General features: G+C 71.5%; 13 protein-coding genes and 1 pseudogene. 7 read left to right on the forward strand and 7 right to left on the reverse strand.

Going from position 1 to position 22196, the window contains the following annotated elements; translation table 11 throughout:
• Both ABZ815_RS03635 and ABZ815_RS03640 read left to right on the forward strand, forming a co-directional pair.
• Positions 1–1224: pseudogene (locus tag ABZ815_RS03635) on the forward strand (hypothetical protein); the annotation flags it as partial.
• A 41-nt stretch (positions 1225–1265) separates the two neighbouring features.
• Entirely contained in the window at positions 1266–2249 is a 984-nt protein-coding gene (locus ABZ815_RS03640) for an endonuclease/exonuclease/phosphatase family protein (protein ID WP_357693556.1), read from the forward strand.
• A gap of 58 nt (positions 2250–2307) precedes the next feature.
• Here ABZ815_RS03640 and ABZ815_RS03645 read toward each other — a convergent pair whose 3' ends face one another.
• The 5 genes from ABZ815_RS03645 to ABZ815_RS03665 all read right to left on the reverse strand — a co-directional run bounded on the left by ABZ815_RS03645 (position 2308) and on the right by ABZ815_RS03665 (position 8324).
• Positions 2308–3825 carry a glycoside hydrolase family 13 protein gene (locus ABZ815_RS03645; RefSeq protein ID WP_357693558.1) on the reverse strand — a complete coding sequence of 506 codons (1518 nt, stop codon included), beginning with the start codon at positions 3823–3825 and terminating at the stop codon, positions 2308–2310.
• A gap of 34 nt (positions 3826–3859) precedes the next feature.
• The gene (locus ABZ815_RS03650; RefSeq protein ID WP_357693560.1) at positions 3860–4819 is read right to left on the reverse strand and encodes a carbohydrate ABC transporter permease; all 960 of its coding nucleotides are present in this window, start codon (positions 4817–4819) and stop codon (positions 3860–3862) included.
• A gap of 2 nt (positions 4820–4821) precedes the next feature.
• Entirely contained in the window at positions 4822–5742 is a 921-nt protein-coding gene (locus ABZ815_RS03655) for a sugar ABC transporter permease (protein ID WP_357693562.1), read from the reverse strand.
• Positions 5743–5813: 71 nt separating this feature from the next.
• A complete protein-coding gene (locus ABZ815_RS03660; RefSeq protein ID WP_357693564.1) occupies positions 5814–7190 on the reverse strand; it encodes an extracellular solute-binding protein in 1377 nt (458 codons plus the stop codon).
• Between the two features lie 141 nt (positions 7191–7331).
• Positions 7332–8324 carry a LacI family DNA-binding transcriptional regulator gene (locus tag ABZ815_RS03665; protein WP_357693566.1) on the reverse strand — a complete coding sequence of 331 codons (993 nt, stop codon included), beginning with the start codon at positions 8322–8324 and terminating at the stop codon, positions 7332–7334.
• Between the two features lie 235 nt (positions 8325–8559).
• Between ABZ815_RS03665 and ABZ815_RS03670 the strand changes: the two genes are divergently transcribed.
• The 5 genes from ABZ815_RS03670 (at position 8560) to ABZ815_RS03690 (ending at position 18660) form a co-directional block, all read left to right on the forward strand.
• Entirely contained in the window at positions 8560–12129 is a 3570-nt protein-coding gene (locus tag ABZ815_RS03670) for a discoidin domain-containing protein (RefSeq protein WP_357693568.1), read from the forward strand.
• A gap of 165 nt (positions 12130–12294) precedes the next feature.
• A complete protein-coding gene (locus ABZ815_RS03675; protein ID WP_357693570.1) occupies positions 12295–13839 on the forward strand; it encodes a glycosyl hydrolase family 18 protein in 1545 nt (514 codons plus the stop codon).
• A 194-nt stretch (positions 13840–14033) separates the two neighbouring features.
• The gene (locus tag ABZ815_RS03680; protein WP_357693572.1) at positions 14034–15389 is read left to right on the forward strand and encodes a xylan 1,4-beta-xylosidase; all 1356 of its coding nucleotides are present in this window, start codon (positions 14034–14036) and stop codon (positions 15387–15389) included.
• Positions 15390–15517: 128 nt separating this feature from the next.
• Positions 15518–17107 carry a carboxylesterase family protein gene (locus ABZ815_RS03685; protein WP_357693574.1) on the forward strand — a complete coding sequence of 530 codons (1590 nt, stop codon included), beginning with the start codon at positions 15518–15520 and terminating at the stop codon, positions 17105–17107.
• Entirely contained in the window at positions 17104–18660 is a 1557-nt protein-coding gene (locus ABZ815_RS03690) for a PQQ-binding-like beta-propeller repeat protein (RefSeq protein ID WP_357693576.1), read from the forward strand. Before ABZ815_RS03685 ends, ABZ815_RS03690 begins: the two co-directional genes overlap by 4 nt.
• Here ABZ815_RS03690 and ABZ815_RS03695 read toward each other — a convergent pair.
• Positions 18647–19687: a substrate-binding domain-containing protein gene (locus ABZ815_RS03695; protein ID WP_357693578.1), complete on the reverse strand. Its 1041-nt coding sequence runs from the start codon at positions 19685–19687 to the stop codon at positions 18647–18649. The genes ABZ815_RS03690 and ABZ815_RS03695 overlap by 14 nt on opposite strands.
• Positions 19674–22085 carry a glycoside hydrolase family 3 N-terminal domain-containing protein gene (locus ABZ815_RS03700; RefSeq protein ID WP_357693580.1) on the reverse strand — a complete coding sequence of 804 codons (2412 nt, stop codon included), beginning with the start codon at positions 22083–22085 and terminating at the stop codon, positions 19674–19676. The genes ABZ815_RS03695 and ABZ815_RS03700 overlap by 14 nt, the downstream gene beginning before the upstream one ends.
• Between the last annotated feature and the right edge of the window lie 111 nt (positions 22086–22196).

The raw sequence follows: 22196 nt of genomic DNA on the forward strand, positions 1-22196 counted from the left end.
GCCGTGAGGGGCGGCGGGGCGGCGGCCGGGGCCGCCGCGGCCACGTCCGCGTTCCTCCACCTGCGCCCCGCGAACAGCCTCGCCGACGACCCGCACCCCGGCCCCCCCGGCGACCCGACCGGCCCCCCGGCGTCGGGCACGCCGACGACCCCCGCGACGGCCGCGACGAGCCCCGCGCCCGGCACGTCCCCGACAGCGGACCCGACTGCGGACCCCACCGGATCTCCCACGGGGTCCACCGGCCCGACCCCCGCGGTCGAGCCGTTCGGCGCGCCGGTCAGGGAGCCCGTGCCGTTGCCCGCCGGCAGTGGCGAGCCGGCCGTCCTGGCCGCCGCCGGCTCCACCGTCGTCTGCGGCACGTCCAAGGGCGTGGCGCTCGTCTGGGACCTGGCCGCGGCGCCCGCGACCGTCCTCAGACTCGGCGACGGAGGCGCCGCCGCGACCGCCGTGGCCTGCGGCGACGGCAGGGCCGCCACCGGGCACCGCGACGGCGGGACGCGGCTGTGGAACCCGGCGGGCGGCGTCCTCGGCAGGGTGAGCGCGGCCGACCCCGTCATCGCCGTCACCACCGCCGGACGCGGCGTCGCGGTCACCCAGAAGTACGACAGCCTCAAGGACCTGCACAGCGTCGTACGCCTGTGGGACATCGCCACCGGCCGCCAGATCGGCCCCGCCGTCACCGACCACTTCCAGGGCGTCAACGGCCTGGCCTTCGGCCGGCTCGGCGGCGACGACGTGCTCGTCACCGGCGACGGCGGCAACCGCGTCCGGGTACGCCGCCTGTCTGACGGAAAGGTGACACACACCTACAAGACCGGCGAGATCGGCGGCATCGAGCTGCTCGCCTGCGGCGAGCTGGACGGCCGTCCCGTCCTGGTCTCCACCCACCTGGACGCCACCCTGCGCGTCTACGACCTGGCCACCGGCAGGCGCAGGAAGAAGTGGACGTTCAGCCGCCGCAGCCCCGACGACCGGGGGACGTCCTCCCTGGTCGTGGGCGCGCTCGGCGGCAGGCCCGTCGCGGTCGTCGCGCACGCGCCGGGCGGCGGCGAGACGGTCGTCCGCGTCTGGAACCTGGCCGACGGCAAGGTCATCGGGGAGCTGGGCCCGGGGCCGGGCGCCGAGATCCGGGCCTTGGCGCTGGCCGAGCTGGAGGGCCGTCCCGTCGTCGTGGGCGCCGGCGGCGACGCTCTCCTCAGCGCGTGGAGCCTCGGTCCTGCCTGACGCTCATCTGCGTTTAAGAATCGCGGCCTAGGGTTCGGGCTGTGCTGACGGACGAAGCGATGGAACCCGTGCGGACGCGTCCGCGCCGGGTGTGGTGGCGGCGGCTGGCGACGGCGGTCGCGGTGCTCTTCGTGGCGGGGACGGCGGTCCGGCTCGGCGGCCTGGAGTCGGGCTTCCCGCTGGTCCCGCTGGTGTCCTTCACGCCGTACTTCGGGATCGCGGCGCTGCTGATGCTGGGGGTGGCGGCGCTGGCCCGCAGCAGGGCGGCGGTCGCGGTCATGCTGGCGGTGTGCGTGTGCCTGGCCTGGCTGGTGCTCCCGCGCGCCCTGCCCGGCGGGGCGGACGCCGCGACCGGCCGTCCGCTGCGCGTGCTGACCGCCAACCTCAACGGCGGCCGCGGCGACGCCCGCACGATCGTCGACCTGGTGCGCACGCTGGACGTGGACGTGCTGAGCCTCCAGGAGCTGACCTGGTCGGAACGCGACCGGCTGACGGCGGCCGGGCTGGAGACGCTGCTGCCGTACCAGGTCACCAAGCCGGAGACGTGGGGGCCGGTGGGCAGCGGCGTGTACGCGCGCCACCCGCTGACCGAGCGTACGGGCGTGTTCCAGCCGGTCGGGCACCACATGCCGGTCGTGGAGGCGGCGTTGCCCGGCGGTTCGGTGGAGGTGGTGGTCGTGCATCCGGTGGCGCCGGTGCCCTCGACCGTACCGGAGTGGGAGGCGGGGGTCGGGACGCTGCCGCCCGCGTCGTCCACGGGCGCGCCGCGGATCCTGGCCGGGGACTTCAACGCCACGCTGGACCACGCCGTGTTCCGGCGGCTGCTGGGCACCGGCTACACCGACGCGGCGGCGGCCACCGGCAACGGGCTGGTGCCCACCTGGCCGATGCGCCGGATCCCGCCGCTGGTCGCCATCGACCACGTGCTCACGGACGGGCGCACGCGGGCGGTGGACGCGCGGATCCTCGACCTGCCGGGCTCGGACCACCGCGCCCTCTTCGCCGACCTGCGCGTCCAGAGCTGACCCGGCCGAACTCCGGCCCCCGACCCCGGCCGCAGGCGGAGGCAGGGGGCCGGGGCGGTCAGGCGAGCCAGGCCGCCGTGTCGGCGGGGAGGCGGTCGCCGTCCAGGGCGCCGCTGGCCAGCAGGACCGTGTCGTGGGCGGGCAGCGGCACCGGGCCGGGGCCCAGGTTGACCACGCAGGTCAGGCCGGAGTCCCGGGTGAAGGCGAGCACGTCGGGCCCAAGGTCGAGCCAGGTGAGCGTGCCGTCGCCGAGCCGCTCGGCGCGGATGCGCAGCCCGTTCCTGTAGAGGTTGAGCATCGAGCCCAGATCGGCGGTCTGGGCCTCGACGGTGAGCTTGTTCCAGGCGTCCGGCTGCGGCAGCCACGGCGTGGCCGTGCCGAACCCGAACGGCGGCTCGTCGCCCGACCACGGCAGCGGCACCCGGCACCCGTCGCGCCCCTTCACCGTGTGGTTCGAGCGCCGCCACATCGGGTCCTGGCGCAGCTCGTCGGGGATGTCGTCCACCTCCGGCAGGCCCAGCTCCTCGCCCTGGTAGATGTAGATGCCGCCGGGCAGCGCCATGGCCAGCAGCGCCGCCGCACGTGCCCGGCGGTAGCCGAGCTCCAGGTCGGAGGGGGCGCCGTCCCTGCGGTCGCCGTGGTCCCAGGAGGTGTCGGCGCGGCCGTACCGGGTGACGACGCGGGCGACGTCGTGGTTGGACAGCACCCAGGTGGGCGGGGCGCCGAGCGGGGTGTGGGTGGCGAGGGTCTGCTCGATCACCTGGCGCAGGCCGGCGGGCTCCCAGGGGCAGGCCAGGAACGGGAAGTTGAAGACGGTGTGCAGCTCGTCGTGGCGCAGGTAGCGGGCCAGGCGCTCCTGGTCGGGCAGCCACACCTCGCCGACCAGGACGCGGTCGTCGTACTCGTCGTTGATCAGGCGCCAGCTCCGGTAGACGTCGTGGACCTCGTCCAGGTCCTCGTACGAGCCGGTCAGGCCGTCGGGCTTGGTGAGCAGGGCGGCGGAGTCGATGCGGATGCCGTCCACGCCGCGGTCGTACCAGAAGCGCAGCACGTCGTGGAACTCGCGGTGGACGTCCGGGTTGGTCCAGTTGAGGTCGGGCTGCCCGGGGTCGAACAGGTGCAGGTACCACTGGCCGTCGGGCACCTGGGTCCAGGCGGGGCCGCCGAAGATCGACTGCCACTCGCCGGGCTCGTCCCGGAACCAGAACCGGTCGCGCACGGACGGGTCGCGCAGCGCCTCCCGGAACCACTCGCTCGCGGTCGAGCTGTGGTTCGGCACCACGTCGATGATGATCCTGATGTTCAGCTCGTGCGCCTCGGCGATGAACTCCTCCGCCTCGGCCAGGGTGCCGAACACGGGATCGATGTCCCGGTAGTCGGCCACGTCGTACCCGCCGTCGGCCAGCGGCGACGGGTACCAGGGGTTGAGCCAGATCGCGTTCACCCCGAGCGTCGACAGGTACGGCAAACGTGCCCGCAGCCCCGCCAGGTCGCCCACGCCGTCACCGTTGCCGTCGGCGAAGCTGCGCAGGTAGACCTGATAGATCGCGGCTCCCCGCCACCACGTTTCGGACATGCTGAAGACAACTCCTTGCCATAGGTGGAGGCACTCAGCCCTTGAGGCTGCCGGCGGTGAGTCCCGCCATGATGTGCCGCTGGAAGATGAAGAAGACGATGATCGTCGGGATGCTGGCGATCACCAGGCCGCCCATGACCTGGTCCTGCGACACGGCCCCGGCGGTCTGGGCCAGGCCCACGCTGAGCGTCATCTTCTCGCTGTCGCTCATGACGAGCAGCGGCCAGATGAAGTCCTTGAACGAGGTGACGATCGTGAAGATCGACGTCACGCCGAGGATCGGGCGGGAGACCGGCAGCACCACCGACCACAGGATGCGGAACGGGCCGCCGCCGTCGATCTGGGCGGCTTCGAGCAGCTCGCGGGGGATGGAGTCGAAGAACCTCTTGAGCAGGAAGATGTTGAAGCCGTTGGCCGCGGCGGGCAGCCACAGGCCCCACGGGTTGTTCAGCAGGTCCCAGCCGAAGATCGGCACGTCGTGGATGGCGAGATAGGTGGGGATGAGCACGACCATCGGCGGGATCATCAGGGTGGCCAGCATCGCGCCGAGGATGACGTTGCCGAGCGCCGGGCGCAGCTTGGACAGCGCGTACGCGGCGGTGACGTCGACCGCCATGGTGACCAGCCAGCCGCCGCCGGCGTACACGACGGTGTTCCGCAGCAGCGTGCCGATGTCGAACAGCTCCCAGGCCTCCAGGAACTTCCCGAAGTTCAGCTTCTCGGGGAAGAGCGTGGGCGGCACCTGGGCGAATTCCTCGGCCGACTTCAGCGCGCCGGTGATCATCCAGTACATCGGCAGCAGGAAGACGACCGTGAACGTCACGACCGTCGCGACCAGGACCGTCCAGTAGACGCGCCGCCCCCACCGGCTGTTGAGCTGGTGCGGGGAGATGATCGTGCGGAACTGCACCTCGATGCGCCGGGGCGGCCGCCGCCGTGCCCGGCGTCCTGCCGAGGACGGCGCGGCGGGGCGTTGCAGGGTGGCGTTCGACATGGTCAGCTCTTCTCCTCGCGGGTCAGCCGGAGCTGCACGGCGGCGAAGGCGAGCAGGACGACCATGAGCATCATCCCCAGCGCGCCGCCCGCGCCGTAGTTGCTGTAGGTGAACGCCTGCTGGAACATCAGGAAGGCGACGGTGGCGGTGGCGTTCTCGGGGCCGCCGCCCGTCAGCAGGTACGGCTCGATGAAGACCTGCATGGTCGCGACGATCTGCAACATCAGCATGAGCAGCAGGATCAGCCGGGTCTGCGGGATCGTGATGTGCCTGATCCGCTTCCACACGCCGGCGCCGTCGAGCTCGGCGGCCTCGTAGAGGTCGGGCGAGATGTTCTGCAGCGCGGCGAGGTAGATCAGGGTCGCCGAGCCCATGTTCATCCAGGTCGAGACGAGCACCAGGCAGAGCAGCGCGGTGTCGGTGGAGTAGATCCAGTTGAGGCCGGGCAGCGAGAAGAATCCGAGGATCTGGTTGAACAGGCCGACGTCGGGGTCGTAGAACCAGCGGAAGAGCAGCACCGCGACGGCCGGGGGCAGCATGACCGGCAGGTACACCACGAACCGCAGGTAGGCCCGGCAGTGGCGGAGCTCGTTGAGCAGGATCGCCACCGCGAACGGCAGCCCGTAGCCGAGCACCAGCGCGAGGACGGTGAAGGTGAGCGTGTTCAGCCACGCGGGCCCGAAGGCGGGGTCGGCGAAGGCGGTCCTGAAGTTCTCCAGGCCGACCCACTCGGGCTCGTTGACCAGGTCGGTCTTCTGGAAGCCGAGGATGAACTCCTGGACGATGGGATACCAGGAGAACAGTACGAAGCAGAACAGCGCCCCGACCATGAACCCGTAGGCCGTCAGGTTCCTCCGCAACGCCCGGCGCAGCGGCGAGGGCGGCCTCGGCCGTCGCGCGGTTCCGGCGGTGGCAATGCTCATGGGGTGTCTCCGATCACCGACTCGACGTACCGGGGCGCCGGCGGACGCGGCGCCCCGGTCTCACGTTCCGCTCAGCCCTTGCTGGCCAGCATGGCGTTCGCCTTGGTCTCGGCGTCCGCGAGGAGCTGGTCGACGTCGGCGTCCTCGCGGCTCAGCACGGCCGACATGGCCACGTCGAGGATGGCGTAGAGCTCCTGGGCGTGCGGCGGCTCCATCTTGGGCGGGATGGTGGCCGAGGCGTCCACGTACGGCTGGTAGTTCTCCACCGGCAGGGTGGCGCTGGCCTTGCGGCCGTCCTGGATGGCCTTGCCGGTGGGCGAGGCGCCGTAGACGTCGTTGTCCGGCACGCCGACCGGGTTGCCGAGCGCCTTGCCGCGGGCGAAGTCGAAGCGGCCCTTGTCGACGGTGTTGAACCGGAAGTCCACCCAGGCCAGACCGGCCTTGACCTGCTCGGGCGTGGCCTTGGGGTTGACGAAGAACGCCTCGCCGCCGCTCAGTGACGCCTTGGCCTCGGGGAAGCCGGTGATGCCGTAGTCGGTGGAGGCGCCCTTGAACTTGTTGACCACGTCGGTGACGACGTCGGGGGCGCCGAGCATCATGCCGACCTTGCCCGAGCCCATGGCCTGCATGAGGGGCTCCCAGGCGTTGAACAGCTTGGCGCCGGTGCTCTTGTCCACCCAGCGCAGGTCCTTCAGGAACTGCAGCACGGCCTTGCCCTCGGGCGAGTTGAACGCGGCGGTCTTGCCGTCGGCCGAGACCATGTCGCCGCCGCGGCCGTACAGGGCCTGGTTGAAGTGCCAGCCGCCGGTGTTGCCGCCGGAGTACTCGCCGTAGCCGATGACGCCGCCGCCGAGCGCGGCGATCTTCTTGGCCGCCTCGCGGACCTCGTCCCAGGTCTTGGGCGGGGTGTTGGGGTCGAGCCCGGCCTTCGTGAACAGCGCCCGGTTGTAGACCAGGCCGACGCTGTAGTGCACATTGGGGACGCCGTAGACCTTGCCGTCCTTGGTGACCAGGTCGCGGACGTCCTGGCGCAGGTCGTTCCAGTTCTTGATCTCACCGGTGTACTGCGTGATGTCGAGGCCCTGGCCCTTGCCGATCACGTCGGCGTAGTTGGTGACCGGCACCACGAACACGGTCTCCATCTGGCCGCCGGCCATCTTCGGCCCGAAGGTCTTGGGATCGAAGCAGGGCTGCTGGTCGGTGCTCTTGACCGTCACGCCGGGGTGGGCCTGCTGGAACGCGGCCACGTCGTCGTCCCAGGCCTGACGCTCCTTGGGCGCGGACTTCGCGGGCTGGCAGGCGACGGTGATGTTCACCTGCGCGGCACCTGAGGCGCTGTTCTGTGCCTGGGGCTTGGTGTCGTCGTCACTGCCGCAGGCCGCGGCGCTCATGCTCAGGCCTGCCGCCAGGAGCAGCCCCACAGTCCTGCGATAGTCCGATCTCTTCATCGATCTGACCCTTCCGAAGCTTGACGAAGCCGGGGGACGGTGAGGCGCCCCGCTGTGCGCTCACAATGGCAGATCGCTCAGATGTCCGCAATGTTTCGACATGGGATTGCAAGATAACGACTAGGTCACTGGAAGCCGCCTTCAGAGGGGGTCGCGCACCCGTCCCGTCGAGGCTCTGACCACCAGCTCCGGGTCGAACAGCAGCTCGTCGGCGGGCACCACGTGCTTGTCGATCTGCGCGATGAGCAGGTCGACGGCCGCCCGGCCCATGGCGTCGATCGGCTGGCGGACGGTGGTCAGCGGCGGGTCGGTGCAGTTCATCAGGGCCGAGTCGTCGAACCCGACCACCGAGACGTGCTCCGGCACCGACAGGCCGGCCCGGCGCACGGCCCGCACCGCGCCGAGCGCGAGCACGTCGCTGGCGCACACGATGCCGGTCACGCCCTTGGCGACCAGCCGGGCGGCGGCCGCGTGGCCGCCCTCCAGCGAGTACATGCTGTGCTCGACCAGCGCGGGATCGACCTGGTCGGCCACGGCGGCGAGCTTGCGCCGGGACGGCATGTGGTCGCGCGGCCCGAGCACCAGGCCCACCCGCTCGTGGCCCAGGCTGCGCAGATGGCCGAGGGCGATCTCGGCGGCCACCACGTCGTCGGCCGACACCTGCGGGAACCCCAGGTGCTCGACCGCGGCGTTGACCAGGACGGTGGGCAACCCGCGCTCGGAGAGCAGCTCGTAGTGCCCGTGGGAGGCGTCGGCCTGGGCGTAGTGCCCGCCGGCGAAGACGACGCCGGAGACCTGCTGCGAGAGCAGGAGGCTCACGTAGTCGGCCTCGCTGACCCCGCCGACCGTGCGCGTGCACAACACGGAGGTGAAGCCCTGCTGGGCCAGGGCGCCGCCGACGACCTCGGCGAACGCGGGGAAGATCGGGTTCTGCAGCTCGGGGAGCACCAGGCCGACCAGCCGGGCGCGGTCGCCGCGCAGGCGGGTCGGGCGCTCGTACCCGAGGACGTCGAGCGCCGTGAGCACGGCCTCCCTGGTGGCCTCCGACACGCCGGGCTTGCCGTTGAGCACCCGGCTCACGGTCGCCTCACTCATGCCGACCTTCTTGGCCACGTCTCCGAGTCGTCGGGTCATGCGCAAACTATACGACCAAATCCGCAAACACTTGCAACAGCTTGCGCCCTGCCTTGCAGCCACTGTCCACGAGAACCGCGAGTCGTGCAGGGCTCTTGAGCTGGCTCCTTCAAGACAGGCGGGATGCCAACCCACAGTCGATTATTTGCGAAATGAAGTAGAAACATTGCGTATTTCTATTGGTCAACTTAAGGTGCGGGCAACCCTCCCAGCCTGACGAGAGGTGACACCCCCCATGAAGCGCAAGCCTTCCCTCTTACGACCGCTCGCGGCGGCCGTGGCGGTCGCCCTGGCGATGATCGGCTGGACGGCCCTTCCGGCCGCGGCCGCGGGCCCGAACCTGGCGGCCGGGAAGCCCGTCACGGTCAGCAGCAGCACCGACGTGTACGGCGGCGGCAACGCCACCGACGGCAACCAGGCCACCTACTGGGAGAGCGCCAACAACGCCTTCCCCCAGTGGATCCAGGTGGACCTCGGCTCGGCCGTCAGCGTGAACCAGCTGGTCCTGAAGCTGCCCTCCACGTGGGAGTCCAGGACGCAGACGCTGACGGTGCAGGGCGGCACCGACAACCCGCCGACCACCACCCTCTCGGCCTCGGCCGTCCGCACGTTCGCCCCGGCGGCGACGATCACCTTCACCGCGGCGACCGTCCGGTACGTCCGGGTGACGGTCACCGCCAACACCGGCTGGCCCGCCGCCCAGGTCTCGGAATTCGAGGTGTACGGCCCCGGCTCGGGCGACACCCAGGCCCCGGCCGCGCCCGGCAACCTGGCCTACACCGAGCCCTCCAGTGGCCAGATCAAGCTGACCTGGACCGCCGCCACCGACGACGTGGGCGTGACCGGCTACGACGTCTACGCCAACAACGCGCTGCGCGCCAGCGTCGCCGGGAACGTGCTGACCTACACCGACAACCAGCCCGGCACGCTCACCGTCTCCTACCACGTCAGGGCCAGGGACGCGGCGGGCAACCAGTCGCCGCCGAGCAACACCGTCACCCGGACCGGCAGCGGCGGGGGCGGCTCCAACCTGGCCGCCGGCAAGCCGATCACCGCCTCCTCCTACGTGCACACCTACGTCGCCGCCAACGCCGACGACAACAGCGTGACGACGTACTGGGAGGGCGCGGGCGGCAGCTACCCGAACACGCTCACCGTGCAGCTCGGCGCGAACGCCGACGTGTCCTCGGTCGTGGTCAGGCTCGACCCGGCGGCCGTGTGGAGCACCCGTACCCAGACCTTCCAGGTGCTCGGCCGGGAGCAGGGGGCCTCGGGGTTCACGAACCTGGTCTCCTCGGCGTCGTACACGTTCGACCCGGCCTCGGGGAACACGGTGACGGTCCCGGTCAGCGCGCGGGTGGCCGACGTGCGGCTGTCGTTCACGGCCAACACCGGGGCCCCGGCGGGGCAGGTGGCCGAGCTCCAGGTGATCGGCGTGCCCGCGCCGAACCCTGACCTGACCGTGACCTCGCTGTCCTGGACGCCGCAGGCGCCGGTGGAGACCGACGCCGTCACGCTGTCGGCCGTGGTGAGGAACGCCGGCAACGCGCCGTCGGCCGCGACCGACGTCGCCTTCTCCCTCGGCGCCGCCAAGGTCGCCACCGCGAACGTGGGCGCGCTGGCCGCCGGCGCCTCCGCGACCGTGACCGCGAACATCGGCGCCCGGGACGCCGGCAACTACCCGGTCACCGCCAAGGCCGACGACGCCGGGACCGTCATCGAGCAGAACGAGTCCAACAACTCCCTCACCGGCCCGTCCCCGCTGGTGGTCAAACCGGTGGACACCTCCGACCTGGTCGCCTCGCCGGTCTCCTGGACGCCGGGCAACCCGGCCGGCGGCAGCACGGTCACGTTCTCGGTCGCGATCAAGAACCAGGGCACGGTCGCCTCGGCGGCGGGCGCGCACGGCGTCACGCTGACCGTCGCGAACGAGGCGGGCACGGTCGTCAGGACCCTCACCGGCTCCCACAGCGGCGCGATCGCCGCCGGCGCCACCACCGCGCCCGTCACCCTGGGCACCTGGACGGCCGCCAACGGCAGGTACACGGTGAAGACCGTCATCGCGAACGACGCCAACGAGCTGCCGGTCAAGCAGGCCAACAACACCAGCACCCAGCAGCTCTTCGTGGGCCGCGGCGCGAACATGCCGTACGACACCTACGAGGCCGAGGACGGCGTGACCGGCGGCGGCGCGCAGGTCGTCGGCCCGAGCAGGGACGTCGGCACGGTGGCCGGCGAGGCGTCGGGCCGCCGCGCGGTGACGCTGAACCAGAACGGCTCCTACGTCGAGTGGACCACCAAGGCCGACACCAACACCCTGGTCACCCGCTTCTCCATCCCGGACGCCCCGGGCGGCGGCGGGACGAACTCGACCCTGAACATCTACGTCGACGGCGCCTTCCACAAGGCCATCGACCTGACCTCGAAGTACGCCTGGCTGTACGGCGCGGAGGCGAGCCCCGGCAACTCGCCCGGCGCCGGCCCGGCCCGGCACATCTACGACGAGGCCAACGTCATGCTGAACACCACCGTCCCCAAGGGCAGCAGGATCAGGCTGCAGAAGGACCCGGCCAACACCACGACCTACGCCATCGACTTCGTCAGCCTGGAGCAGGTCTCCCCGGCCGCGAACCCCGACCCCGCGCACTACGCCGTACCGGCCGGGTTCTCCCAGCAGGACGTGCAGAACGCCCTGGACAAGGCGCGCCAGGACAGCAACCTGACCGGCGTCTACCTGCCCGCCGGCACGTACCAGACGACGGGCAAGTTCCAGGTGTACGGCAAGGCCGTCAAGGTGGTCGGCGCGGGCCCCTGGTACACCAGGTTCGTCTCGCCGTCCGGCCAGGACGGCACCGACGTCGGCTGGCGCACCGAGGCGTCGTCGAACGGCTCGACGTTCGCCGGGTTCGCCCACTTCGGCAACTACACCTCGCGCATCGACGGCCCCGGCAAGATCTTCGACCTGTCGAAGGTCTCGAACATGACGATCGACAACATCTGGGTCGAGCACCAGATCTGCATGTTCTGGGGCACGAACGTCGACCACGTCACGATCAGGAACTCGCGGATCAGGAACACCTTCGCCGACGGCGCGAACTTCACCAACGGCAGCACGAACAACCTGATCACCAACGTCGAGACCCGCGCCACCGGCGACGACAGCTTCGCGCTGTTCGCGGCGATCGACAACGTCAACGCCGACCAGTCGGGCAACGTCTTCGAGAACATCAGCTCGCTGCTGACCTGGCGGGCCGCGGGCGTCGCGGTGTACGGCGGCCAGAACAACGTCGTGCGCAACGCCTACATCGCCGACACCCTGGTCTACTCGGGCATCACGATCAGCTCGCTCGACTTCGGCATCCCGATGCGGGACTTCGGGCCGGGCCAGACGAAGTTCGAGAACATCTCGCTCGTGCGCTCCGGCGGGCACTTCTGGGGACAGCAGACGTTCCCGGCGCTGTGGATCTTCTCCTCGTCCAAGAAGTTCACCGCGATCCGGGTGACCGACGTGGACATCGTGGACCCGACCTACAGCGGGATCATGTTCCAGACCGGCTACTCCAGCCCGAGCACGCCGCTGAACCCGGTCACCGACACGGTGTTCACGAACGTGTCGATCTCGGGGGCGCGCAGGAGCGGTGACGCCTTCGACGCCAAGTCCGGCTTCGGCATCTGGGTGAACGAGCTGCCCGAGCCCGGCCAGGGCCCGGCGATCGGGTCGGCCACGTTCAACGGTCTGCGGCTGAGCGGCAACGCCACCGACATCCGCAACACGACGAGCACGTTCACGCTCAACGTGAACTGAGCCCGTCCCGACGTGTCGTCCGGGTCCGCGGGGGCCCGGACGACACGTCCGCGATATGACCAAAGTGGTATGGAAGCCGCGTGGACAACTTTAAAGTTTCTTTACATAATCCGATGAACCCGCTGGTCGCGGGCCCGCGCTCGGGCGACGAAAGGGTTGTCCACCATGAAGCGAACGCGCCGTCTCCTCGTCGTGCTGCTGGCCTCCGTCCTGGCGGCACTGGGCGTCCTCGTCGTCCAGACCTCTGCCCAGGCAGCCAACCTCCTCACCAACCCGGACTTCGAGACCGGGTCCCTGTCGCCGTGGTCGTGCACCGGCGGGCTGGGGTCCGTGGTCTCCACCCCGGTCCACTCCGGCACCAAGGCGCTGGCCGCGGCGGCCAGCGGGTCCGACACCGCGCAGTGCACCCAGTCGGTGTCGGTGCGGCCGAGCACGACGTACACGCTGAGCGCCTGGGTGCGCGGCAGCTACGTCTACCTCGGCGTCACCGGCGGCTCCTCCTCGTGGACCTCGTCGGCGACGGCGTACACGCAGCTCAGCGTGTCGTTCACGACGACGGCGAACCAGAGCACCGCCGTCATCTTCCTGCACGGCTGGTACGGGCAGGGCACCTACTACGCCGACGACGTCAACTTCGACGGCCCCGGCGGCACCGCCACCCCCACAGTCACCCCCACAGTCACCCCGACCGTGACGCCGACCGTCACGCCCACGGTCACCCCGACCGTGACCCCCACCGTGACGCCCACCGACACCACCTGCCCGACCAAGCCGCGCCCGGCCGGCAAGGTGATCCAGGGCTACTGGGAGAACTGGGACGGCGCCATCAACGGCGTGCACCCGCCGCTCGGCTGGATCCCGATCACCGACCCGCGCATCAAGCAGCACGGCTACAACGTGATCAACGCCGCGTTCCCCGTCATCCGCTCCGACGGCACCGTGCTGTGGGAGGACGGCATGGACGCCACCGTCAAGGTCGCCACCCCGGCCGAGATGTGCCAGGCCAAGGCCGCGGGCGCGACGATCCTCATGTCCATCGGCGGCGCGGCGGCCGGCATCGACCTCGGCTCCAGCGCCGTCGCCGACCGCTTCGTGGCGACCGTCGTGCCGATCCTGAAGAAGTACAACTTCGACGGTATCGACATCGACATCGAGACCGGCCTGACCGGCGGCGGGAGCATCACCCAGCTCTCGGCCTCGCAGTCGAACCTCATCCGGATCATCGACGGCGTGCTCGCCCAGATGCCGGCCGGGTTCGGCCTGACCATGGCGCCGGAGACGGCGTACGTGACGGGCGGCAGCGTGACGTACGGGTCCATCTGGGGCGCGTACCTGCCGATCATCAAGAAGTACGCCGACAACGGCCGCCTGTGGTGGCTGAACATGCAGTACTACAACGGCAGCATGTACGGCTGCTCCGGCGACTCCTACTCCGCCGGCACCGTGCAGGGCTTCACCGTGCAGACCACCTGCCTGAACAACGGCCTGACCATCCAGGGCACGACGATCACCGTCCCCTACGACAAGCAGGTTCCCGGCCTGCCCGCGCAGCCGGGAGCCGGCGGCGGGTACATGGCGCCCTCGCTGGTGTCGCAGGGCTGGAACGCCTTCAACGGCCAGCTCAAGGGCCTGATGACCTGGTCGATCAACTGGGACGGCTCGAAGGGCTGGACGTTCGGGGACAACGTCAGAGGTCTGCAGGGTCGCTAGGGACAGGACGCGGCGGCCTCCCGGCGCGCCAGGGGCGCCGGGAGCGCCGCCGCGTCCGCAAGGTAACGCCAGGTAACGCTTGGCTGTGAATCCGTCCCACTGGTTTGCCGCGTTTGCGGGTGCATGGAAGCCTCTAGGCAAAAAGCGCCGAGGACCAGGTGGGGATTCAGGTGTCAAGAGTTAGCGGGGGGACGGTGTCGCGGCGTTCCGGCCGGTTGACCGCCTGCGTGATGGGGTTCGCCGCCCTGGCCGTGCTGGCCGCCGGATGCTCCCTCGGCGCCACCGCCGGCCAGGAGACCACCGGCGCCCAGCCGCCGCAGGCGTCCACGCCCGCCGCCACCGCGAAGGCCCAGAAGCCGCCGCCCGTGGAAGCCGACTGGCCGCGCTGGGGGCTGACCCACACCGGCGTCAGCGCCAACAACATCACCCCGCGCCTGGAACAGGACGTCGCCCGCGCGCTGTCCGAGACGCCGATGCTGCAGAACCAGCACATCATGGGCTTCGGCGCGCTCAACCCCGAGCCGCGCCGGGGCGACTACTTCTGGGAGGACCTCGACAGCCGGACGAACTTCATGCGGGAGTCCGGCGGCACCGGGATCATCACGCTGTGCTGCGCCCCCGACTGGATGAAGGGCGGCCCCGAGGGCCCGACCGAGGAGTCGGCCTGGCAGGAGCACCTGGAGGACGCGCCGTACCCGGAGTACTTCGACGAGTTCGCCAAGCTGGCGGCGACCGTGGCCGAGCGGTACCGGGACGTGAAGTACTTCATGGTCTGGAACGAGTTCAAGGGCTTCTGGCGTGACCACAAGAAGCCCGCGGACTACAAGGGCTACACCCAGCTGTACAACAAGGTGTACGACGCGGTGAAGGCGGTCCGTCCCGACGCCAAGGTCGGCGGCCCGTACCTGGGCTTCGACAGCGACAGCAAGGGCGACACCGAGCTGCGCGGCCCGTGGGGGGCGGTCAACCAGCACGCCCTCGACGCCTTCGAGTACTGGTTCAAGAACAAGAAGGGCGCCGACTTCGTCGTCGTGGACGGCGCCTCCCCCACCGAGACCCACGAACTGCTGCCGGACGCGTTCGGCGCTCTGGCCAAGTTCAGCGCGATCACCAAGTGGCTGCGCGAGAAGACCGGCGACCTGCCGGTGTGGTGGTCGGAGTGGTACTTCGTGCCCGAGGACGGCACCGTCTGGGACGAGCCCATGCGGCTGGCCGTGCAGGCCGCCTCGATGATGGAGTTCGCCAAGAGCGGCGCCAGCACGGCCCTGTACTGGAACCCGCAGGCCAAGGACGGCGAGTGCAGGGCCTGCATGTGGGAGCCGCGCACGGGCGCGCTGATGCCGACGGGCAAGCTGGTGAGCGACTTCACCCGGTGGTTCCCGGCGGGCGCGCAGATCGACCCGGTCACCTCCTCCGACCCGCGGGTGCGGGTGCTGGCCCAGCCGCAGCGGCTGCTCGCGGTCAACACGGTCGACAAGCAGGTCACCACGACGGTGGACGGCAAGGAGCTGACGCTCAAGCCGTACGAGATCAAGTGGAGCGACCGCTAGCTGTTCTGCCCCGTGCGGTGATCATACGGGCGTGATGGCGGTCCGGTATGACGGCCGCCATTGATCCGGCTGACTCGCCTTGACACGATGCGCAAGATTCCGAGTAAATCTGCTGAGGGAACTTGCGCATGTTGAAGCTCCGGCCAGGGCTGAGCGCGCTCGTCGTGATCGCGACGCTCGGCCTGACCACCCCGCCCTCGACGGCGGCCCCGCTCGGCGCGCCGGCCTGCGCGCCCGACACGACCGTCACCACCGACTCGGGCCAGGTGTGCGGGATCGCGGGCGAGGGCCTGCGCTCCTGGCTCGGCATCCCGTACGCCGCGCCGCCCGTCGGCGACCTGCGCTGGACGCCCGCGCGCCGGCCCACACCGTGGCCCGGCGTGCTCTCCGGCACCGGGCGGGGCAGCCCGTGCCCGCAGGCGGAGCTGCTCGGCTCCCCCTCCGAGGACGAGGACTGCCTCAAGCTCAACGTCGCCGCCCCCGCCGGGGCGCGGAAGCTGCCCGTCATGGTGGAGTTCCACGGCGGCGGCTTCCGGTACGGCTCCCCGTCCGACGGCTCCTACCTGGCCAGGGCCGGGAACGTGGTGCACGTCGGCGTGGGCTACCGGCTGGGCATTTTCGGATTCCTGTCACACCGGGCGTTCGGCCCGAACGCCGGCAACTACGCCCTGTCCGACCAGCAGGAGGCACTGCGCTGGGTCCGGCGCAACATCGCCCGCTTCGGCGGCGACCCCGCCAACGTGACGATCTTCGGGGCCAGCGCCGGCGGGTCCAGCGTCTGCGCGCACACGGCGTCGCCGACCGCCAAGGGCCTGTTCGAGAAGGGGATCGTGCAGAGCGGTGAGTACAACTCGCTGCTCGGCGCGAACACCTTCTGGCAGCCGCAGGACTGCAAGGCCGAGCTGCCCACGCAGGCCGAGGCGCAGGCCCAGGGCGCCAGGTTCGCCACCGCGCTCGGCTGCGAGCAGGCCGCCGACCCGGGCGCGTGCCTGCGGGCCGAGCCGGTCAAGGCGCTGCTCGACCAGTCCTCCGACGGGCTCGGCCCGGACCGCGGGACGATCGCGCCCATCGTGGACGGCCGCATCCTGACCATGTCGCCGTCGCGGGCGTTCGCCAAGGGCAGGGTGAACAGCGTCTCGCTCATGCACGGCGTGGGCCGCGACGAGGTCCAGCTCCCGTCCGCCGACACCCCGGCCGAGTACGAGACCCTGGTCCGCCGGCAGTACGGCGCCCTCGCTCCCGAGGTTCTCGCCCGCTACCCGCTGGCCAGGTTCCCCGCGCCCGCGGCGTTCATCGCGTACCGGACGATCGTGGCCGACAGCAACTCGGTCTGCCCGGCGCTGCTGAACGACGAACGGCTGGCCGCGCACCTCCCGGTGTACGCCTTCCAGGTGGACAACACCGACGCGCCCCCGCTGTTCTTCCTCGACCAGACCAAGCCGAACGGCGCCTTCCACATCAGCGAGATGCCCTTCCTGTACTCCGACGTCAAAGACCTGGACGCCAACCAGCGCTCCTTCGGCGCCCAGCTCGTCGCCCAGTGGACGGGCTTCGCCCGCACCGGCGACCCGACCGCGGAGGGGACCCCGCTCTGGCCCCGTTACACCCGCGCCGACCCCGCCGTCATGTCCCTGGCCCCGGCCGGTGACAGCCAGCTGACGCGGGAGATCGCCAGGCAGCACCAGTGCGCGTTCTGGAACAAGGAGGCGACGTCATGATCCGGCTGTTGACCGCGCTCTGCCTCGCGCTGTTGCAGGGGCCCGCCCCCGCGCAGGCGGCGGCCGGGGGCGACTGGCCCATGTGGCAGCAGAGCCCGCTGGGCTGGCGGCACAACGCGGCCGAGCGGGCGATCAACCCGCGCACGGTCGGCGGCCTCGCGCTGAAGTGGGCCTTCGCCTACCCCAAGGAGGCCGGCACGCCGCGCAGCCAGCCCGCCGTCGTGGGCGACACCGTGTACTTCGGCTCCCCCGAAGGCAAGCTGTACGCCAGGGACGCCGCCACCGGCGCCGCCCGCTGGGAGTTCGACCTGACGACCGTCGGCACCGGCCGCACCCAGGTCCAGGACGGCCCGGCCGTGGCCAGGGGCAAGGTGTACTTCGGCGACGTGCGCGGCTGGTTCTACGCCGTCGACCAGCGCACCGGCCGCCTGGCCTGGGCCCGCAGGCTCGACGACACCGTCACGGCGATCGTGACCAGCTCGCCCCTGGTCTTCGGCGACCGGGTCTACGTCGGCGTCTCCAGCGGCGAGAACATCATCGGCAAGGAGCACGCCTGCTGCACCTTCCGCGGCCACCTCGACGCCATGGACGCCGACACCGGCCGCCCGATCTGGCGCTTCAACACCGTGCCGAAGGCGCGCCAGGACGGCACCTGGCCCAACGGCGTCCCCCGGTACGCCCCCTCGGGCGGCGGCGTGTGGGGCTCCCCCGCCCTCGACCCGCTCACCCGCACCCTGTACGTCGGCACCGGCCAGAACTACACCGGCAGCGCCGGCCACTACGACTCGGTGCTGGCGCTGGACATCGACACCGGCCGGCCGCGCTGGACCCGGCGGATGACCGACGTGGACACCTGGCGGCTGGAGTGCTCGCTGCCCACCCCCGAGGACCGCGAGTACTGCCCCAACTTCCCCGACGGCACCGCGCTCGACTTCGACCTCGGATCCGCGCCCAACGTCTTCAGGACCGGCGGGCGCACCCTGGTCGGGATCGGGCAGAAGGCGGGCGTCTACCACGTGCTCGACGCCCGTACCGGGAAGGTCGTCTGGCAGCGGCAACTGTCGAAGCCGATGCCCGGCGGCGGCCTGTCCGGCGTCCAGTGGGGCACCTCCTTCGACGGGGAACGCCTGTACGTCGCCACGTACATGGCCCGGCCCGGCACCCTGTTCGCCCTCGACCCGGCGACCGGGCATCTGCTGTGGGAGACGCCCAACCCGGCCGACGGCTGCGCCACCGGCGGCGCGGCCCAGTATCCGCAGGTCTGCCAGCTCGGCCACACCCCGGCCGTCTCCAGCACGCCCGGCCTGGTGTGGGAGGGCAGCATGGACGGCAAGATGCGGGCCTACTCGGCGCGCACCGGCGAGGTGGTGTGGGCCTACGACACCATGCAGGAGGTGCAGGGCGTCAACGGGCTGACCGGGCGCGGCGGGGCCGTCTCGGGCGGCGGCGGGGCCGTGGTGTCGCACGGCATGCTGTACGTCCAGTCCGGGTACTCCTTCACGCCGTACCCGAACCCGTACGGGTCGGTGTTCCTGGCCTTCAGCCTTCCGTAGGGCAGCCTTCCGTAGGGCCCGCCGGGGCGGTCGAGCCGCGTACCACCAGCTCGGTCGCCAGCTCCACGTGGTGGGAGTCGATCCGCTCGCCGGCCGCCAGCCGCAGCGCGGTGCGCAGGGCCGCCCGGCCCATCTCGCGCAGCGGCTGGCGCACGGTGGTCAGCTGCGGCGAGGCCATCCGCGCGATCTGGGTGTCGTCGAAGCCGACGATGCTCAGGTCCTCCGGGATGCGCAGGCCGCGCGACCTGGCGGCCTCCATGACCCCGAGCGCGATCTCGTCGCAGCCGGCGAAGATCGCGGTCGGGGGCCGCGGCAGGTCGAGCACGCTCGCGCCGTTGACCAGGCCGTCCTGGTAGTGGAAGTGGGCGGTGCGGACGTAGCCGGGGGGCTCGGGCGCGCCGGCCGCCTCCAGCGCCGCGCGGTAGCCGTGCAGGCGGGCCTGGTTGCAGGCCGAGGTCGGCGGGCCGCCGATGTAGGCGATGCGGCGGTGGCCGAGGGAGAGCAGGTGCTGGGTCGCGGTCAGGCCGCCGGCGAAGTTCGTCGAGCCGACGCTGGTCACGCTGGTGGTCGGCAGGTTGAGCGGGTCGATCACGACCAGCGGCAGCCGGGCCCGCGACAGCGCCCCGAGCTGCGCGCCGGTCAGCTCGCTGGTCACCACGATGAGCGCCCGCCGCCCGGCGGCGACCAGGTCGCGCGCCCAGCCGCCGGTGCGCTGGTGGCTCTTCCTGATGCTGACGACGACCGACGTCTCCAGCTCGTCGCCGGCCTCGATCGCGCCGTGGATGATCTCGGTGGAGTAGGCGTTGAGGTCGTCGTCGAACTGCACCTCGACCGTGGCGGGGCCGCCCGCCTCGCCGCGGCGCGGCGTGGCGGGCACGTAGTCGTGCTGCTGGAGCAGCGACTCCACCAGCGAACGGGTCGCCGGGGCCACGTCGCTGCGGCCGTTGAGCACCTTGGAGACGGTGGCGACGGACACGCCGGCCGAGGCCGCGACGGTGGCCAGCGTGGCGCGCCTAGGAGCCGGCATCTGTTCCTCCTCGGATCTCCACGGGGGTGACCAGCCGCCTGCCGGCGCCGACCGGCCGCGCCGGCCCGGTCAGCCGGACCACGCCGCGGCACGGCAGGTCGGCGGCGGACGTGCCGACGAGCACCTCGACGTCTCCAGGCTCCACGACGCGCCGCAGGTCACGCCCGGTGAAGGCGGTCCTGTCGGTGTGCACGAGGAAGGAGACCCGGCTGCTCGCGCCCGGTTCGAGGCGGACCCTGGCGAAGCCGGTGAGCTGCTTCACCGGCCTGGTGACCTGGGCGATGACGTCGTGCAGGTAGAGCTGCACGACCTCGTCGCCGGCCCGGTCGCCGGTGTTGGCGACGGTGACCGAGACGGTGAACTCGCCGTCGGCCGGCACCTCGTCGGCGCTGAGGCGCAGGTCGCCCACCTCGAAGGAGGTGTAGGAGCGGCCGTGCCCGAAGGGGAACAGCGGGGTGGGATCGAGGTTGCTGATGCCCTTGCTGTCGGCTCCGAGCGGGGGCTGCAGGTAGGTGCCCGGCTGCCCGCCAGGATGGCGGGGTATCTGCACGGGAAGCTTGCCTCCAGGCTGGACACGACCGGTCAGTATACCGGCGATCGCCCCGCCGCCCTCCTCCCCGGGCATGAACGCCTGGACCAGCCCGGCGGCTCCGGCGTGCACCTCGCCCAGCGCGTACGGACGGCCGGAGACGACCACCACGACGACCGGCGTGCCGGTCGCGAACAGCTCGGCCAGCAGGTCGGCCTGGAGGCCGGGCAGCCGCAGGTCCTCGGCGTCGCAGCCCTCGCCCGACGTGCCCTGGCCGAACAGGCCGGCCAGGTCGCCCACGACGGCCACGCACAGGTCGGCCTCGCGGGCGGCGGCCGTCGCCGCGGCGAAGCCGGACCGGTCGCCGCCCTGCACCGCGCACCCCGGCTCGTAGGTGATCTCGGCGCCGGGCAGCTCGGCGCGCAGCGCGTCGAGCACGGTCGGGGCCTCGACGCCGAGCCCGAGCCCGGGGTGGCGGGGCAGCACGTGGTTGGGGAAGGCGTAGCAGCCCATGAACGTGCGCGGGTCGTCGGCGCACGGGCCGACGACGGCGACCCGGCCGAGGCCGGCCCGCAGCGGCAGCGCGGTCCCGGCGTCGAGCAGCACGATCGAGCGTTCGGCCAGCTCGCGGGCCAGGGCGCGGTTGGCGGCCGAGTCCAGTTCGGCGTTCTCCGCGCCGGCGACCGAGCCCTCCGGCGTCCAGCCGGGGTCGAGCAGGCCGAGCTGCACCTTCTGGGTGAGCAGCCGGCGCGCTGCGCGGTCGACCAGCGACTCGGGAAGCTCGCCCCGGCGCACCCGCTCGACCAGGCCGGCGCCGAAGCCGAGGGTGTCGGGCAGCTCGACGTCCACGCCCGCGGCGAGCGCCTGCGCCCCCGCGTCGCCGGGGTCGGCGGCCACCTGGTGCATGGTCGCCAGGAACGGGACCGCCCAGTAGTCGGACACGACGGTGCCGGTGAAGCCCCACTCCTCGCGCAGCAGCTCGGTCAGCAGCCAGGAGTCGACGGCGGCGGGCACGCCGTCCACGTCGGAGTAGGAGTTCATCACCGAACGGGCGCCGCCCAGGGTGACGGCCGCCTCGAACGGCGGCAGGATCATGTCCATCAGCTCGCGGCGGCCCATCGGCACCGGGCCGTGGTTGCGGGCGGCCCGTGAGGCCGAGTACCCGGCGAAGTGCTTGAGCGTGGCGATCACGCCGGCCTTCTCCAGGCCGCGCACGTACGCCGCGCCGAGCATCGAGACGAGGTACGGGTCCTCGCCCATCGTCTCCTCGACCCGGCCCCACCGGTAGTCGCGCACCACGTCGAGCACCGGGGACAGGCCCTGGTGCACGCCCACGGCGCGCATGTCCCGCCCGATGGCCGCGGCCATGCGCTCGACCAGGTCCGGGTCGAAGGTGGCGGCCCACGCGATGGCCGCCGGGTAGACGGTGGCGCCATAGGTGGTGAAACCGGTCAGGCATTCCTCGTGCACGACGGCCGGGATGCCGAGCCTGGACAGGCCGACGACCTCGCGTTGCAGGCGCACCACCTCGGCGGCGCCCTCGGCCACCGTCACCGGGACGCTGCCGAACACGCGGGTCAGGTGGCCGAGCCCGTGCCGCGCGGCCTCTCCCAAGGGGACGGTGCCCGAGGCGGCGAAAACGTCCTGCATCGGGGCCACGTTGTGGGTGCCGGTGGCGTCCGGGTCGGGGACGGGGGGCTCCTCCCCGTGCGCCATGTCGTTGCCCACCCACCGGCTGCCGAGCTGGGCGACCTTCTCCTCCAGCGTCAGCTCCTGAAGGAGGGCCTCGACCCGCTCGGCCACGGGAAGCGCCGGGTCCAGCCACGGACCGAGGACCCGATCCGCCGGGGTCCGATCTAGAGCCGTCATGAACTGCACTCCTTCAAGAGTTTCTGCCGCAAATTTTCGAAATGTTTCGGGGCCATGCCCGCCACCTGCACAATGCCGCAAAGCTGATGGAATGGCCAGCTAGTTGCCCGC

The organism is Nonomuraea sp. NPDC047529 (genome assembly GCF_040642995.1).
GTDB lineage: Bacteria > Actinomycetota > Actinomycetes > Streptosporangiales > Streptosporangiaceae > Nonomuraea.

Excerpts from the sequence above, each read along its gene's own strand:
- ABZ815_RS03700 (WP_357693580.1), bottom strand. The coding sequence starts at position 22,085 with ATGACGGCTCTAGATCGGACCCCGGCGGATCGGGTCCTCGGTCCGTGG.
- ABZ815_RS03675 (WP_357693570.1), top strand. The coding sequence starts at position 12,295 with ATGAAGCGAACGCGCCGTCTCCTCGTCGTGCTGCTGGCCTCCGTCCTG.
- ABZ815_RS03670 (WP_357693568.1), top strand. The coding sequence starts at position 8,560 with ATGAAGCGCAAGCCTTCCCTCTTACGACCGCTCGCGGCGGCCGTGGCG.
- ABZ815_RS03665 (WP_357693566.1), bottom strand. The coding sequence starts at position 8,324 with ATGACCCGACGACTCGGAGACGTGGCCAAGAAGGTCGGCATGAGTGAG.
- ABZ815_RS03685 (WP_357693574.1), top strand. The coding sequence starts at position 15,518 with ATGTTGAAGCTCCGGCCAGGGCTGAGCGCGCTCGTCGTGATCGCGACG.
- ABZ815_RS03645 (WP_357693558.1), bottom strand. The coding sequence starts at position 3,825 with ATGTCCGAAACGTGGTGGCGGGGAGCCGCGATCTATCAGGTCTACCTG.
- ABZ815_RS03690 (WP_357693576.1), top strand. The coding sequence starts at position 17,104 with ATGATCCGGCTGTTGACCGCGCTCTGCCTCGCGCTGTTGCAGGGGCCC.
- ABZ815_RS03695 (WP_357693578.1), bottom strand. The coding sequence starts at position 19,687 with ATGCCGGCTCCTAGGCGCGCCACGCTGGCCACCGTCGCGGCCTCGGCC.
- ABZ815_RS03650 (WP_357693560.1), bottom strand. The coding sequence starts at position 4,819 with ATGTCGAACGCCACCCTGCAACGCCCCGCCGCGCCGTCCTCGGCAGGA.
- ABZ815_RS03660 (WP_357693564.1), bottom strand. The coding sequence starts at position 7,190 with ATGAAGAGATCGGACTATCGCAGGACTGTGGGGCTGCTCCTGGCGGCA.
- ABZ815_RS03655 (WP_357693562.1), bottom strand. The coding sequence starts at position 5,742 with ATGAGCATTGCCACCGCCGGAACCGCGCGACGGCCGAGGCCGCCCTCG.